The following is a 15,012-nucleotide window of genomic DNA, read 5'->3' as shown; positions in this document are numbered from 1 at the left end:
GGCATTCCGATATTTGCGTACCGAACGGCACAGGACCTGTGCAGTCTTGTGCAGTCTAAGGTGGCGTACCGATCAACCGACCGAAGGGCTCCGTCTATGAGCAGCAGGCCGCTTCCCGTCATACAGCTGCGGGTGCCCACGGACGAGGACGCCGTCATCTGGCACCGGGTCTTCGACGACCCGGAGGTCATGGAGTTCCACGGCGGAAGAGCGGCCGAGCTGTCCGTGTACGAAGAGCTGACGGCCCGGCAGCGCAGACACGACGCCGAGCACGGGTTCTGCCTCTGGACGATGCTCGACGAGGACGGCGATGTCGTCGGTTTCACCGGCGCCCAACCCTGGCCGCACGAGGACTTCGGCCCTGTCGGCGAGATCGAGATCGGCTGGCGGCTGGCCCGTTCCGCCTGGGGCCGCGGCTACGCGACCGCCGCCGCCCGCACCACGCTGGAGCGGGTACGGGCGGCGGGGGTGGAGCGGGTCGTGGCGATGGTGAACTCCCGCAACGAGCGGTCCATCGCCGTGGCGAGGCGGCTCGGCATGGAGCTCGCGGAGACCTTCACGACCCCGGTGTCCCGGCAGAGCGGGTACTGCTTCCGGCTGGAACTCGGCGCCCCCGGCCGCCCCTGAGCGCCGGCGGGGCGCTCCGGGGCCGCGGCGGGGCGCTCCAGGGCCGCGGCGGCGGGCTCAGCCGACCTCGAACGTGCTGATGGCGGTGGAGAAGACGACGTCCTCGGCCGGATCCCAGGTGTCGGCGCGCCCGGCGGCGAGGATCGCGTACTCGGTCCCGTCCGCGGCGACGAAGGCCTGGTCGATCACATGACGTCGCAGGTCGCTCTCCTCGGGCTCGGGAACGTGCGTGAACTCCCAGATCGCGCCCGGACGGCCCTGGTAGGTGTTCTCCTCCAGGCGCAGCCGCTCGTAGTCGCTCCCGGCCTTGGCCAGATGCTTCCGCTCCAGCCCGGTGAAGTTGTCGTACGAACTCATCGGCGTGTTCCTCACGATGCCGATCTGGATGTAGTCGCCGCCGGTGGGCGCCTCGTAGAAGACCTGGCTGCCGGCCTGCCTGCGTGACCAGCCCTCCATCACGCCGACGGTGAACCCGGCGGGGTCGTGCTTCAGCACGAAGCCGGCCGGGAGCACCGGGTCGGCGCTGGGCGACGGCCCCGTCGCGCTCGGGGAGGGAGCGGTGGTCGGCGTGGTGGACGCCGCCGGGGGCGGCGGGGTCGGCGAGGGTGACGTGGAGCCCTTCGCGTCGCCGTCCGGCGTCCCGACGATCTCGATCGACGGATCGGCCGGGTCGTCCCCGTCCTGGAGCATCAGCAGCCCCGCGGCCGCGCCGCCTCCGATGACGAACGCGGCGGTGAGGGTCGCCGTCCACAACAGGACGCGGCGCTTGCCGCCCCCGCCGCCGGCGGGCTTGTCGTACGCCCCGGGGAGCTGGGGCTGCGGCACGTACGGTGCGGGCACGTGGGCCGCTGCGCCGCCGTCCACGGCGGTGGGCGTGGGCACCAAGGCGGCCGGGCCCGGTTCGGGCCCGGGCCCGACGGGCCCTGCGGCGTGCGGAGTCGCCCCCGCGGGGGCGGCGTGGTGCGGTGTCGCCTCTACAGGTCCTGCGGCGTGAGGCGTCGCCCCCGCGGCCGGGCCCGGCTCGGGCGCGGACCCCGCGGGACCGGGCGGACCGGCCGGGTACACACCGGCAGGTCCGGCAAGGTGTGGTGCCGGGGCGGCGGCGGGACCGGGCCCGTAGGGCGGCTGGTTGTGCCCCATGGGCGGCTGCCCGGGCGTGGGCCGCACCGGCGCCTGCGGGGCGGGGCCCGTGCCCCGCGGCGCGGGCCCGCCGCCCGTGAGACGCAGCAGCACGGGGCCGAGCAGTAGCGCTCCGCCCACCCACAGCAGCCCGAAGAGCAGCGCGTCCGGCACGCTCGGGGCCACCTCGGTCCTGCCCATGCCGCCGAAGTCGCCCAAGGCGCCGGCGAGATCCGTGGTGACGCCGCTGACGCCGGTGAACATCAGGATCAGCGCCAGCGCGAACCCGCCCGCCAGCACCTGCTCACGGCGGTCGGCCGAGCGGCGGGCCGTCCAGAGGCCGATGGCCAGCGCGCACACGACGCCGAGCACCAGGACACCGGCCACGGCGCCGCCGCCCCACTCGTCGGAGATCTCCCCGAGCCCGATGCTGCCGCGCTCCACAGCGGAGTCGCCCCAACCGACCCTTCCCCGGAAGCTGTACTCCACGGGAACGCCCCAGCTCAACCCCAGCACGGCGAAGCCGATGTTGGGCAGGATCGGCAGGGCGAGCAGCAGTGCCGTGCCGTCCACGTCGTCGGTGCGGGCGTGGACCACGAAGCCGACCAGCGAGCACAGCGCGACCACCGCGCCCACCACGCCGACGGCCGTGCCCAGTGCGCGGACCGCCGACCGTGCGGCCGGACGCTGCGCGAGCACGGCCGCGAGCTGGTCCCGCTGGAGCACCCCCGCGGTCACCACCAGGGAGATCACGAGGGCGCCGAGCGCGGCCAGCACGGGCGAGGAGGAGACCTGCACACCCACGATCTCGGGCTGGGCGAACAGGCCGAGGACCAGTACCGCCGCCGTCACCAGCAGGGAGACGCGCACCGCCGCCTCCAGGGCCTCGCCGCGCCGGCGCAGCGTCCGGGCGCCCAGCCAGAGCGCGGCGATCCACAAGGCGGTCACGGTCAGCGGTACGAGCGACAGGGTCGCCGCTCCCTGCGCGAGTTCGTCCAGGTCCGGGCCGTAGGAGCCGTCGGACCCGAAGCCGGACCCGAAGCCCGAGCCGTCCGGTCCGTACGGTGACGATCCGGCCGCCTTCAGCTCGAAGCCGCCGCCGACGCCTTGGAGCAGCAGGGCGAGGGCGATGCGGAGCCGCTCGCTCCAGCCGACGAACACCTCGTCGTCCTGGCCGTAGGACGGAATCGCCAGCCCGATCGCCAGCACCAGCAGCAGTCCGGTCGGCCACGCGGCGGCCTTGGCGGCCGACAGCCAGTCGCCTCGCATCGCCCGACCGAGGAACGCGCCGACGGGCGACGGCTGTATGGGGCCGGGCCCGTACAGCGGCGGCGGCACGGCGGGGGCGGGTGGGGCCGCAGGTGCCGAAGGGGTCGGGGGGGCGGAGGGGGCGGAGGGAGCCGGTGGGGCGGCAGGTACGGGCGGGGCCGGCGAGCCGGCCGGCGCGGACGGAACTTCGGGCAGCCGTTCCTTCCCGCATTTCATGCAGAAGCGCGCCTCGTCCGGGAACGGGGTGCCGCAGTGCAGGCAGTACGACGCCATGGGGAGACTCCGAAAGGGCAAGCGGTGACGGGGAGACGGGGGTGCGACACGATCCGTGAGCGGTCGTAGACGACTGACTCATCTTCACCACCCGGCGGTTCCCGTCAACTCTCCCTTCCACTAAGGAAGTGGACGCCGCCTCAGAACACGGACAGACCCGTCAGTGTCGTGAAGCGGTCCAGCGCCGCCACGCCCGCCACCGAGTTGCCCCGTGCGTCCAGCCCCGGGCTCCACACGCACAGCGTGCACCGACCCGGCACGACCGCGACGATCCCTCCACCCACCCCGCTCTTGCCGGGCAGCCCGACCCGGTAGGCGAAGTCCCCGGCCGCGTCGTAGGTGCCGCACGTGAGCATCACGGCGTTGATCTGCTTGGCCTCGCTGCGGGTCAGCAGGCGCGAGCCGTCGGCGCGCAGCCCGTGCCGGGCCAGGAAGCGGGCCGCCAGGGTCAGATCGGCGCAGCTCATCTCGATCGAGCACTGCCAGAAGTAGTGGTCGAGCAGAGTCGGCACGGGGTTGGCGATGTTGCCGTACGAGGCCATGAAATGGGCGAGGGCGGCGTTGCGGTCGCCGTGCGCGGACTCCGACTCGGCGACCTCGGGGTCGAAGGCAAGTTCGGGGTTGCCGCTCTCCTGCCGCAGGAACTCCAGCAGCTCGCTGCTCGCGTCCCCGGTCAGGGTCTGCAGCCGGTCGGTGACGACGAGCGCCCCGGCGTTGATGAACGGGTTGCGCGGGATCCCGTTCTCGTACTCCAGTTGGACCAGCGAGTTGAAGGGGTTGCCCGAGGGTTCACGGCCGACGCGTTCCCAAAGGCTCTCGTCGTCCGCGGCGAGGGCGAGCGCGAGGGTGAAGACCTTGGTGATCGACTGTACGGAGAAGGGGTGTTGCCAGTCCCCCACTCCGTACACCTTGCCGCTGACGTCGGCGATCGCCATGCCGAAGCGCCGCGGGTCGACCGAGGCGAGAGCCGGGATGTACTCGGCGGGCGTGCCACTGCCGATCAGCGGGGCGATGTCGGCCGCGATCTGCTCCAGGACCGCTTGGTAGTCCACGGCGATCCCCTGGTGCTCCATGTCCGGTTGCCTACCCGGCCTTGGTACCGCGGTGCAGCGCCACGATGCCGCCGGACAGGTTGCGCCAGGCGACCTTCGACCAGCCGGCCCGCTGGAGGCGGCCGGCGAGCGCGGGCTGGTCGGGCCAGCTCTGGATCGACTCGGCGAGGTAGACGTAGGCGTCGGGGTTGGAGGAGACGGCACGCGCCACCGGCGGCAGGGCGCGCATCAGGTACTCCTCGTACACGGTGCGGAACGGCGCCCAGGTCGGGTGCGAGAACTCGCAGATGACCACGCGCCCGCCCGGTTTGGTCACCCGGTACAGCTCACGCAGCGCGGCGTCGGTGTCCTGCACGTTGCGCAACCCGAAGGAGATCGTCACGGCGTCGAAGACGCCGTCGGCGAACGGCAGCTTCGTCGCGTCGCCCGCGGTGAGCGGCAGCCAGGGATTGCGCTTCTTGCCCTCGCGCAACATCCCCAGGGAGAAGTCGCACGGCACGACGTACGCGCCGGTGGCCGTGAAGGGCAGGGACGAGGTGCCGGTGCCCGCGGCGAGGTCGAGGACCTTCTGCGCGGGGCGGGCGTCGACCGCCTTTGCGACCTCCTTGCGCCACAGCCTGGCCTGGCCGAGCGAGAGCACGTCGTTGGTGAGGTCGTACTTGGCCGCCACGTCGTCGAACATCGAGGCGACTTCGTGCGGCTGCTTTTCCAGGGAGGCTCGGGTCACGGACCCATTGTGCAACCCGGCCCGGCCCTGGGAGGGACCAGGGTTGCGCCCGCGCGCCACGGGTGGGTCCGATTGCCGAACGGCCCGGTGGGCCGGAAGGCGATGAATCCGTCCTCCCCGGATCCGCACGCAACCTTTTCCGCCCGCCGGTGCTCAAGGAACGGTTGACAGCGGGGACGGATGATCATCACCACGGAGGGGCGGCCGATGCCACCCGACAGCGAGCAGGACTTCGAGGAATTCGCCCGGGCGAGCCAGCAGAGGCTCTACCGGACGGCGTATCTGCTGTGCGGCGACGCCGACGCGGCACGCGACCTCACCCAGACCACTCTCGCCAAGTTGTTCCAGCACTGGCGACGGGTCGCCGCCGCCGATCACCCGCACGCCTACGCGAAGACCGTGCTGACGCGGACCTTCCTGTCCGAACGGCGCCGCGGTCTGCGGGCCCTGGTGGCCCACCGGCACGTCGACACGCCGCCCCCGCCGCGCAGCACGGAGCTCCGGGTGACGCTGCTGGCCGCGTTGTCCACGCTGCCGCCGCGCGGCCGGGCCATGGTCGTCCTGCGCTACTGGGAGGACCTGAGCGTGGAGGCGGTCGCCGCCTTGATGCGGTGCAGCGAAGGCACGGTCAAGAGCCAGTGTTCACGGGCGCTCTCCCGGCTGCGCGGCGAGCTGGGCGAGGCCGAGATCTACACGTCGGAGAGGTGACGCACGCCATGAACGATCAGGAACACACCGAGGACCGGACCATCCTGCTGGTACGGGACGTCATGGACCGCGCGTCCGCCGACCTCCCCCCGCTGCCCGACCTCAGCGGCCCCGCCCTCGCCGAGGGGCGGCGCCGCAAGGGCCGCACGCGGCTGGCGATCGTCTCCTGCGTGCTCACGGTGGCGGTGATCGGCACGGCCGGTGCCGTGGCCCTGTCCGCAGGCGGGCCTTCGGCGGCACCGCCGGCCGCCTCCCCGCCGGCCGCCTCGGCCTCCCCGTCACATCCACCGGCCGCGTCGGCGTCCCCGTCGCTCCCCCTCCACGTCGAGCCGACCCCGGGGGAGGAGTCGATGGCCGATCTGCCGGCGGCGGAGCGGACGCGTCAGGAGCATTTCCAGCAACGGGCCGTCGGCGTCCTGCGGGAGTTGCTGCCCGAGGGGATCGGCGCCGTACAGCGAACGGACCTCAACGTCACGCGGTACCAGGTGACGAAGGGCGACAAGGAGTTCGTCCTCATCTTCTCGGTCCGCCCCCACGACCCGGGCCGATCGCAGAAGCCGTGCCTCGACGCCGTCAAGGGCATGGTGTGCGAGGAGGCGACGCTGCCGGGCGGCATCGAGGCGCAGGCGACGACCATGCCCATGAACTCGGGAGCGGTGACCGGCACCGCGGTGAACTTCCGGTACGGCGACAGCGATGTGTCACTGTCGCTGAACCCCCACGACGCGTCGAACACCTCCGCTCCGGTGACCAATGACCAGCTGCTGGCCGTGGCCGCCGCCCCGGCCTTCCTCGACCTGGTCCGGATCGCGGACGAACAGCCGATGCAGGAGAGGCAGACGTCGATCCCGGGCGGCTGAGGTCACCGGACGGCTCGCGGTCCCGCAGGCCGAGGCCGGCGGGCGGCCGACCCGGGCAGCCCCGCCCCGGCTACCTGCCCCGGTGGACCAGCCGCCCGCCGATGACGGTGGCCACGCACGTCGACGCCCCGCGCCGCACCAGTTCGGCCCGGTCCGGTACGTCGAACACGGCGAAGCGGGCGGGCCCGCCGGGGTTCGGCATGGGGAGCAGGACGAGCGGCACGGGCGAGAAGGACGGGGGTCCGGGCAGCTTCGCCGGGCGTCCGCCGATGACCAGTCCGGCACGGCGCACCGCGTCGAGCGCGGGCCGGCTGCGCAACTCACCCGCGATTGCGACCGTTCCGTGCGCCAGCAGCCGCTGGACACCGCGACGCGCGCTCGCGCCCCGCCGTGACGCGTCGGCGCGGAAGACGGCCTGCGCACGCTCCCCGGTGATCGGCTCGGTGCCCAGCTCGGCGGCCTCGCGCGGGTCGGGGTGGTAGGTGGCTTCCAGCAGCTCGGGCCCATAGGGGTTGAGCAGCCCCGGGGTGAGGATGCCGGGCCACCGCCGTACCCGCGCCTGCGGGCGGACGGCGGCCAGCTCCTCGTACGGGCCGACGGCCGCGACCTGCGCGCCGTCGACGAGGACGGCGAGCTCGGGCGAGGCCTCGGCCACGTGAATGGTCAGCACGGCGACCTCAGTTCGACGCGAGCAGCTTCAGCTCTGGGTGCGCCGTCCCGCCCTCGATCGCCGTGGACGAGATGTGCGACACGACCCGCTCGTCGACCGGGTCGGCGGCCGGGTCGTCGTGCACCACGATGTGCTCGTACGTCGTGGTCCGCTGCGCCGGGACGCGACCGGACTTGCGGATCAGGTCGATGATCTCCATGCGGTTGGAGCGGTGCTTGGCGCCCGCCGAGGAGACGACGTTCTCCTCGAGCATGATCGAGCCGAGGTCGTCCGCGCCGTAGTGCAGCGACAGCTGGCCGACCTCCTTGCCGGTGGTGAGCCAGGAGCCCTGGATGTGCGCGACGTTGTCGAGGAAGAGCCGTGCGATCGCGATCATGCGCAGGTACTCGAAGAGCGTGGCCTGCGTACGGCCCTTCAGGTGGTTGTTCTCGGGCTGGTAGGTGTACGGGATGAACGCGCGGAAGCCGCCCGTGCGGTCCTGCACGTCGCGGATCATGCGCAGGTGCTCGATGCGCTCGGCGTTGGTCTCGCCGGTACCCATCAGCATGGTGGAGGTGGACTCCACGCCCAGGTTGTGCGCGATCTCCATGATCTCCAGCCACCGCTCGCCGGACTCCTTGAGCGGCGCGATCGCCTTACGGGGACGCTCCGGCAGCAACTCGGCGCCGGCGCCCGCGAAGGAGTCCAGACCGGCGGCGTGGATGCGCGTGATCGCCTCCTCGACGGACACCCCGGAGATCCGGGCCATGTGCTCCACCTCGGACGCGCCGAGCGAGTGGATCACCAGCTGCGGGAACTCCTTCTTGATGGCCGCGAAGTGCTCTTCGTAGTACTCGACGCCGTAGTCCGGGTGGTGGCCGCCCTGGAACATGATCTGCGTACCACCGAGCTCGACGGTCTCCGCGCAGCGGCGCAGGATGTCGTCGAGGTCTCGGCTCCAGCCCTTCGCGGTGTCCTTCGGCGCGGCGTAGAAGGCGCAGAACTTGCACGCCGTGACACACACGTTGGTGTAGTTGATGTTGCGCTCGATGATGTACGTCGCGATGTGCTCGGTGCCGGCGTACCGGCGCCGGCGCACGGCGTCCGCCGCCGCGCCAAGGGCGTGCAGCGGAGCGGAGCGGTAGAGCTCGAGCGCTTCCTCTGCCGTGATCCGCCCGCCTTCTGCGGCACGGTCCAGGACGGGCTGAAGATCGGCCTTCTCGGTCACCGGGCGTCACCCTTCGGCGGTTTTTCGGTGGATCTACGGACCGATCCAGGCTACGCCACCGCCTGGGCCGGGCCGTCAGCCGGTCTTCTTGGTGAGTGTGGCGGTGGGCCGGCCCGCGGCGTCCTCGTCGGACCGGTAGCGCAGTGTCCCGTCGTCGTCGAGCGTGAAGACCAGTCCGGCCTTCCCCGAGGTGCACTGGCCCTGCTGTCCCGGCCGTTCGGGGTCGGTGCGCTCCTCGACGTGCAGGGACCGCTGCGTGCTGCCCGCGGCGAGCTTGCCGACGCCGTGGCACTCGATGCTCACCCCCAGCACGGAGATCGAGGTGGTCGTCCGCACGATGTCCTCCCCCGTGCCGCCCTCGGTGAACGTGACGGTCAGCGTGCCGTGCGGCAGACCGGTCCGCTCGACCGCCGGGCCGCTCCAGGTGCCGACGAACGCCTTGGGCACCTCGTCGACGGGCTCGGCGCCGCCCGCGGCCGGCGGTGACTTGGAGGCCGTCGCGGAGGGCGGGGGCTGTGCCCCGACGTCCCCCTTGTCCGCGTCGCCCTTTCGCCAGGTGTCCTGGAGGATCCCGGCGCCGACCGTGACAGCGGCGAGCGCGCCCGCGACGGTGAGCGCGAGAGTGCAGCTCACCCTCCGGCCACCGCTCGCGGAGAACGAGAGGCCGCTCCTCGACGCCTGCGTCGGACCGGACGGTTGCGGACCCTGCTGCGCCGGGGTGCCCGCCGCACCGCCGGGCGGCGGCCCCCATCCTGCCGGGGCCGCCCCCGGCGCATCCGGGTCGATCGGCGGGCCGAAGACGCCGACGGCGGGGCTGCTGAACGCCACCGGCCCCGACGCACCCGGCTCGGCGGCGGACACGGGCCCCGGCCCGGTCGGCTCGTCCGGCAGCGATTCCAGATGCAGCAGTTCCACCGCCGCGCGGCTGATCTGCTCGACAAGCGGCCCCGGCAGCCACCCCGACGGCCCCGCGGCGACGGCGAGGCCGTCCGCGATCTCGCCGGGGACCGGCCGGGCGGCCGGGTCCTTGGCCAGGCAGGCGCCCACCAGGTCCCGCAGTTCGCCGTCCAGCGCGCTGAGTTCGGGCTCCTCGTGCACGACTTTGTAGAGAAGCGCTGCCGAGGAGTCGCCCTGGAAGGGGGCGGTGCCGGTCGCCGCGTACGCGAGGACCGCGCCGAGCGAGAAGACGTCGGCGGCGCCCGTGACGCCCTTGCCGAGGATCTGCTCGGGAGACATGTAGCCGGGCGACCCGACGGAGACACCGGTGGAGGTGAGGGACGCGGTGCCGTCCGTGGCACGGGCGATCCCGAAGTCGATCAGCCGCGGTCCCTCCAGCGTCAGCAGGACGTTGGAGGGCTTCACGTCCCGGTGCACCAGTCCCAGCGCGTGGACGGCGACCAATGCTTGTGCCAGTCCCTCACCCAGTACCCGGACCGAGTGCGCGGGGAGCGGCCCGTGGTCCGTGACCGCCTGGGTGAGTGAGGGTCCGGCGATGTAACCGGTCGCCACCCACGGGACCGGCTCGTCGGGGCCGGCGTCGAGGACCGGGGCGGTCCACTCCCCACCGACCCTGCGTGCGGCCTCCACCTCGCGCCGGAAGCGGGCACGGAACTCGTCGTCGAGCGCGAAGTGCGGGTGGACGACCTTGACCGCGACGGTGCGCCCGCCGGAGCTGCGCCCCAGATAGACACGCCCCATTCCGCCCGCCCCGAGCCTGCCCAGCAGCCGGTACGCGCCGATGCTGCGCGGCTCGCCGGGATCAAGCGGCTGCATCTGAACTCCCCCGTTCGGCATCCTGTGCCAGTCGGCCACAGCCTAGGGGTTGCCCGGGGCGACCGGCCCGCGGCGCCGTGACGCCGGTCAGCTGCCCAGGAGTTCGACCTTCACGTCAGCCGGGAAGCCGGTCGTCGGGCCGGTCCTGCGGGCGAATTCCGTGACGCCGGCGAGCTGGTCGGGACCGAAGCGGAAGTCCAGCGTCGTGAAGTACCGCTCCAGCAGCTCCGCGTCGAAGGCCTCCCAGCGCGCCGCCTGCTCTGCGACCTTGGCGACCTCTTCGAGGGAGAGGTCCCGCGAGGCGAGGAAGGCCTCGTGCACCTTGCGCACCACGCGGGGCTCACGGGCCAGATAGTCCTTGCGCGCGGCCCAGACGGCGAAGACGAACGGCAGTCCCGTCCAGTCCTTCCACATCTGCCCCAGGTCGTGGACCTGGAGACCGAGGCGGGGAGCGTCATGGAGGGACGCGCGCAGCGCGGCGTCGCCGATCAGGACGGCCGCGTCGGCCTCCTGCATCATCAACCCGAGGTCGGGCGGGCACGTGTAGTAGTCGGGGGCGACCCGATACTGCTCGGCCAGCAGCAGCTGGGCCAGCCGTACCGATGTGCGGGAGGTCGAGCCGAGCGCGACCCGTGCCTTGTCGAGCTGCTCCAGCGGAAGCTGCGACACGATCACACAGGACATCACCGGGCCGTCGCAGCCCACCGCGAGGTCCGGAAAGGCGACGAGTTCGTCGGCATTGCGAAGGAATTCGACGAGCGTGACGGGGGCGATGTCGAGTTCACCCCTCACCAGCCGTTCGCTGAGCTTCTCCGGGGTGTCCTTCGTCAGTTCGAGATCGAGGAGAGTTCCGGTCCTGGCGAGCCCCCAGTAAAGGGGCAGACAGTTCAGGAACTGGATGTGCCCGACACGCGGCCGGCTGCGTCGGAGGTCGGTTGCTGCGCTTTCTCCAAGACTGTCCACATCGTGAGGCTAGACCTGTCCCCCGGATCCCTCCGCGTCGGGTCGCCGCGAGCTCCGGCGCGACCCGTCCGAGCTGGGCTTCGTCAGCGCGACGAGGGGCCGGTCAAACGTCCGGGTGACGTGATCTTTCCCTCTACCGCTGCGCACACGCTGCGTGCTAGGCTCGACGCAAGTTGCAGTTTGGTTTCCCTTGCAGTACAGAGCCTGCGGAGCATGTAACCCGCAGGCTTTTGTAGTTTTCAGACTTCTTGCAGGTTCTGGAGCAGGGCAACCCTTTGGCCCATAGGAGGGCTTATGGCTACCGGAACCGTCAAGTGGTTCAACGCTGAAAAGGGCTTCGGCTTCATCGCCCAGGACGGCGGCGGCCCGGATGTCTTCGTCCACTACTCCGCGATCAACGCGTCCGGGTTCCGCTCCCTCGAGGAGAACCAGGTCGTGAACTTCGACGTCACCCAGGGCCCGAAGGGCCCGCAGGCGGAGAACGTCACCCCGGCCTAGTCAGCCAGGGTCGGCGATCGCGCACGACTCAGCAGTACCCAAGGAGCCCCGCCCCGTACGTCGTACGGAGCCGGGGCTCCTGCCTTTCCCGGGCCTTTCCCGGGCCTTTCCCGGCTCTTTTCCGCCTCTTTTCCGCCTCTCCGCACATCTGCCGCAGCTCCGGGGCGGACCCGCGGCCTCCCGAGAGGGCCCTCAGTCCCTCCCGCCGTCGTACAGGGCTTCGATCTCGGTCCCGAAGTCGTGGGCGATCGCCGCGCGCTTCAGCTTCAGCGACGGCGTCAGACGCCCGCTCACTGGTGTGGGAGTCCCGCAGCTCCTGTCTCGCCCGGCACCGCACCGGTGACGACGGTCCGCGGGAAGGCGCCCCCGCCGCCGAGCCGTTGCCCGCCGTCACCGTGTGGCGCGTCCCCGGTGACCTGGGACGCCGCTACGGCGCCGTCTCCGGGGACCGCAATCCGATCCATCTGCACCCGCTCACGGCGAGGCTCTTCGGATTCCCCCGCGCCATCGCCCACGGCATGTGGACGTTCGCCCGCTGCCTGGCGGAGGCCGAGCGGACCGGGGGGCCGGCGGCGGGCGCCCGGGCCGAGTTCCGGGCGCCCGTGCTGCTGCCGGCCGATGTCACCTACGCGGCACGCACCGCCCCGGGCGGCACCCGCTTCGAACTGCGCAGCGGCGACCGCGTGCACCTCACCGGGGAGACCAGCGCTCCCCGCGCATGAGGCCCCCCAGGCCGGTCCAGGCGAAGTTCATCAAAAGGCCGGCGGCCTCCTTCGCCGAGATGCCTCCGGAGTCGTTCGCCCACCCCGCGAGCGACTCCGCGGCCCCCACGAGCGCCTGAGCGAGGCCTTCGATGTCCCGGTCGGCCAGCTCGGAACTGCGGTGCGAGCCCGCCGTTCCCGGCGCCGGAGGCACACCCTGTTCGGCCGCCGCGCCGATCAGCACGGTCACGAAGGCGGCGATCTCCGCCCGCATCCGCGCGACCTCCGCCGCGAACGGCTCGCCGTGGGTACGCGCCTGGCGGTGCAGCACCGACCAGCCGTCAGGGTTCTCCCGCGTGTGACGGAAGAAGGCCTCCAGCCCCGCCCACATCTGCTGATCCGCCGTCAGCCCCGGCTGGATGGCCGCCTGGACGGCCGCGGTCAGCCGCTGCGCCTCTCGCCTGATGCAGGCGGTGAAGAGCTCCTCCTTGGAGTTCAGGTACAGGTACACCAGGGGCTTGGAGACACCGGCGAGCTCCGCGATCTCGTCCATCGAGGCGGCCCGGTAGCCCAGCTGCCCGAAGGTCCGCACGGCGGCGTCCATCATCTGCTGCTCGCGCACGGCCCGCGGCATGCGCTTGGTCCTCGCGCTCTTCACCGCACTCATCTCAGTGTTCCTCCCGCCCCGTGCCCTTACTCAGCAGTAAGCCTACGACCCTGGCAGTTGACTCCGTCATAGCGGCGTTCATGGCCCGCATTAAGGTCCACTCCGCGCGACGGGGTCAACCGCACGCGACGGGTCTCGGCCGTATCCGGGCGGCCCCGGACATGCGTGTGCTGTGCCCGCGGCGAGGCGGACACAGCACACGGTCGGCGTTCTGGGCTTCACCAGGAGCCGGTCCATCGGCGGATCAGGGCCGGATCTGCTTCATGCCCTCTCGATCACTGTGCCCGACCTGCCGGAAATCCACCGGCGGCAGTCCGTGGCGAACCGGGTTCGCCGCATCGCCCCGCGGAAGACCCGCGGAAGACCGTGGGCCTCGCCCGCTGACGGGAGAGGCCCACGAGGAGAGGCGGTCGCACGGACCGCCGGACGCGGTGCGACGTCAGGCGGGGACCGGCACGGTCCCCTTCTCTTCGACCGTCACGGCGTCGGTGCCGGCGTCGGACCCACCGTCGGCGTCGTCGATCGGCGAGGAAGTGGCGCTGTTGTACGCGTCGTGGTCGAGGATCTGCTCACGCGCCGCGACGATGACGGGAACGAGCGCCTGTCCCGCGACGTTGGTGGCGGTGCGCATCATGTCCAGGATCGGGTCGATCGCCATCAGCAGGCCGACGCCCTCCAGCGGGAGGCCCAGGGTGGACAGGGTCAGCGTCAGCATGACCGTGGCGCCGGTCAGACCGGCGGTGGCGGCGGAGCCGACCACGGAGACGAAGGCGATCAGCAGGTAGTCCTGGATGCCGAGCTGCACGTCGAAGATCTGCGCGATGAAGATCGCGGCGAGCGCCGGGTAGATGGCGGCGCAGCCGTCCATCTTGGTGGTCGCACCGAACGGGACCGCGAAGCTCGTGTACTCCTTCGGGACGCCGAGACGCTCGGTGACCTTCTGGGTGACCGGCATGGTGCCGACCGAGGAGCGGGACACGAACGCCAGCTGGATGGCCGGCCAGGCGCCTCTGAAGAACTGGACGGGGTTGACCTTGGCGACGGTCGCGAGCAGCAGCGGGTAGACGCCGAACAGGACAAGGGCGCAGCCGATGTAGACGTCGGCGGTGAAGGTGGCGTACTTACCGATGAGCTCCCAGCCGTAGTCGGCGATGGCGAAGCCGATGAGGCCGACGGTGCCGATGGGGGCGAGGCGGATGACCCACCACAGGGCCTTCTGGAGCAGCTCGAGCACCGACTCGCTCAGGTCGAGTATCGGCTTGGCGCGGTCACCCAGCTTGAGCGCGGCAATACCCGCGACGGCGGCCATGAAGACGATCTGGAGCACTTCCAGCTCGGTGAACGGCGTGATGATGTCCGTCGGGACGATGCCGGTGAGGAAGTCGATCCAGGTTCCGGCGTTCTCCGGCTTCTGGCCGTCCTTCGGGGTGAGGCCCGTGCCCGCGCCCGGGTTCGTGACCAGTCCGATGACGAGGCCGATGGCCACGGCGATCAGCGAAGTGATCATGAACCACAGCAGCGTGCGGCCGGCCAGCCGTGCGGCGTTGTTGACCTTCCGCAGGTTAGTGATCGACACCAGGATGGCGAAGAACACGAGCGGTGCGACGGCCAGCTTCAGCAGCTGGACGAAGATCGAGCCGACCTGGTCGAGGGTGTCCTTCAGCCAGCCGATGTCCTGGCTGCGGGCAAGGGCGCCGAGCAGGACGCCGAGCGCCAGACCGGCGACGATCTGGGCCCAGAAGGGGACCTTGGGTATACGGAATCCGGAGCCGGACGGATTTCCGGCAGGGGTGGACGCGGTGTTCGCGGACACGGACGCACTCCAGTGGTGGCGCTCGGGAAAGACAGGGGACGGGGGTGCGGCGCCCGTGCGCGCGAAGGCGCGGCGCCGCTGCGTG

At 71.7% G+C, this 15,012-nt stretch carries 14 protein-coding genes and 1 pseudogene; 5 read left to right on the top strand and 10 right to left on the bottom strand.

The genetic code is table 11. The annotated features are described in order from the left end of the window. Positions 1-96 precede the first annotated feature (96 nt). Positions 97-627: a GNAT family N-acetyltransferase gene (locus MDN94_RS10440; RefSeq protein ID WP_482725579.1), complete on the top strand. Its 531-nt coding sequence runs from the start codon at positions 97-99 to the stop codon at positions 625-627. Between the two features lie 57 nt (positions 628-684). On the opposite strand, the gene MDN94_RS10435 is transcribed toward MDN94_RS10440, so the two are convergent. The 4 genes and pseudogenes from MDN94_RS10435 to MDN94_RS10420 all read right to left on the bottom strand — a co-directional run bounded on the left by MDN94_RS10435 (position 685) and on the right by MDN94_RS10420 (position 5,067). Then, on the bottom strand, positions 685-3,015 hold the full coding sequence (locus MDN94_RS10435; protein WP_482727122.1) for a hypothetical protein: 2,331 nt from the start codon (positions 3,013-3,015) through the stop codon (positions 685-687). A 204-nt stretch (positions 3,016-3,219) separates the two neighbouring features. Then, a pseudogene (locus MDN94_RS10430) lies at positions 3,220-3,288 on the bottom strand (zinc-ribbon domain-containing protein); the annotation flags it as partial. Between the two features lie 140 nt (positions 3,289-3,428). Next, positions 3,429-4,340: a glutaminase gene (locus MDN94_RS10425; RefSeq protein ID WP_482727050.1), complete on the bottom strand. Its 912-nt coding sequence runs from the start codon at positions 4,338-4,340 to the stop codon at positions 3,429-3,431. 31 nt (positions 4,341-4,371) lie between these two features. Continuing rightward, complete coding sequence (locus tag MDN94_RS10420) at positions 4,372-5,067, bottom strand: demethylmenaquinone methyltransferase (protein WP_453455219.1); 696 nt, start codon at positions 5,065-5,067, stop codon at positions 4,372-4,374. A gap of 207 nt (positions 5,068-5,274) precedes the next feature. On the opposite strand from MDN94_RS10420, the gene MDN94_RS10415 reads away from it, so the two are divergent. Both MDN94_RS10415 and MDN94_RS10410 read left to right on the top strand, forming a co-directional pair. Continuing rightward, positions 5,275-5,775 (top strand): SigE family RNA polymerase sigma factor, encoded by a 501-nt coding sequence (locus tag MDN94_RS10415; RefSeq protein WP_482725578.1) that lies wholly within the window; start codon positions 5,275-5,277, stop codon positions 5,773-5,775. Positions 5,776-5,783: 8 nt separating this feature from the next. Beyond that, positions 5,784-6,635 (top strand): hypothetical protein, encoded by an 852-nt coding sequence (locus tag MDN94_RS10410; protein ID WP_482725577.1) that lies wholly within the window; start codon positions 5,784-5,786, stop codon positions 6,633-6,635. A 70-nt stretch (positions 6,636-6,705) separates the two neighbouring features. Here the strand turns inward: MDN94_RS10410 and MDN94_RS10405 are convergent, their stop codons facing one another. The 4 genes from MDN94_RS10405 to MDN94_RS10390 form a co-directional block, all read right to left on the bottom strand. After that, entirely contained in the window at positions 6,706-7,305 is a 600-nt protein-coding gene (locus tag MDN94_RS10405) for a hypothetical protein (protein ID WP_482725576.1), read from the bottom strand. Positions 7,306-7,312: 7 nt separating this feature from the next. Beyond that, a complete protein-coding gene (mqnC, locus tag MDN94_RS10400; protein ID WP_482725575.1) occupies positions 7,313-8,512 on the bottom strand; it encodes a cyclic dehypoxanthinyl futalosine synthase in 1,200 nt (399 codons plus the stop codon). Between the two features lie 75 nt (positions 8,513-8,587). Then, complete coding sequence (locus tag MDN94_RS10395; RefSeq protein WP_482725574.1) at positions 8,588-10,285, bottom strand: protein kinase domain-containing protein; 1,698 nt, start codon at positions 10,283-10,285, stop codon at positions 8,588-8,590. A gap of 87 nt (positions 10,286-10,372) precedes the next feature. Next, positions 10,373-11,248, bottom strand: coding sequence for a menaquinone biosynthetic enzyme MqnA/MqnD family protein (locus MDN94_RS10390; protein ID WP_482725573.1), 876 nt, complete (start codon positions 11,246-11,248; stop codon positions 10,373-10,375). Positions 11,249-11,542: 294 nt separating this feature from the next. On the opposite strand from MDN94_RS10390, the gene MDN94_RS10385 reads away from it, so the two are divergent. Beyond that, positions 11,543-11,746, top strand: coding sequence for a cold-shock protein (locus MDN94_RS10385; protein WP_003967102.1), 204 nt, complete (start codon positions 11,543-11,545; stop codon positions 11,744-11,746). A 296-nt stretch (positions 11,747-12,042) separates the two neighbouring features. Next, on the top strand, positions 12,043-12,468 hold the full coding sequence (locus tag MDN94_RS10380) for a MaoC family dehydratase (protein WP_482725572.1): 426 nt from the start codon (positions 12,043-12,045) through the stop codon (positions 12,466-12,468). Here MDN94_RS10380 and MDN94_RS10375 read toward each other — a convergent pair. Together MDN94_RS10375 and MDN94_RS10370 are read right to left on the bottom strand one after the other, a co-directional pair. Continuing rightward, the gene (locus MDN94_RS10375; protein WP_482725571.1) at positions 12,437-13,114 is read right to left on the bottom strand and encodes a TetR/AcrR family transcriptional regulator; all 678 of its coding nucleotides are present in this window, start codon (positions 13,112-13,114) and stop codon (positions 12,437-12,439) included. The two genes, MDN94_RS10380 and MDN94_RS10375, sit on opposite strands and share 32 nt — an antisense overlap. Positions 13,115-13,553: 439 nt before the next feature. Further along, positions 13,554-14,927, bottom strand: a complete 1,374-nt coding sequence (locus MDN94_RS10370) for a dicarboxylate/amino acid:cation symporter (protein ID WP_482725570.1) — start codon at positions 14,925-14,927, stop codon at positions 13,554-13,556. Between the last annotated feature and the right edge of the window lie 85 nt (positions 14,928-15,012).

This window comes from Streptomyces sp. WAC00040 (genome assembly GCF_056835925.1).
Note: the sequence above shows the minus strand (reverse complement) of the source record. Positions and strands in the feature narration are given on the sequence as shown.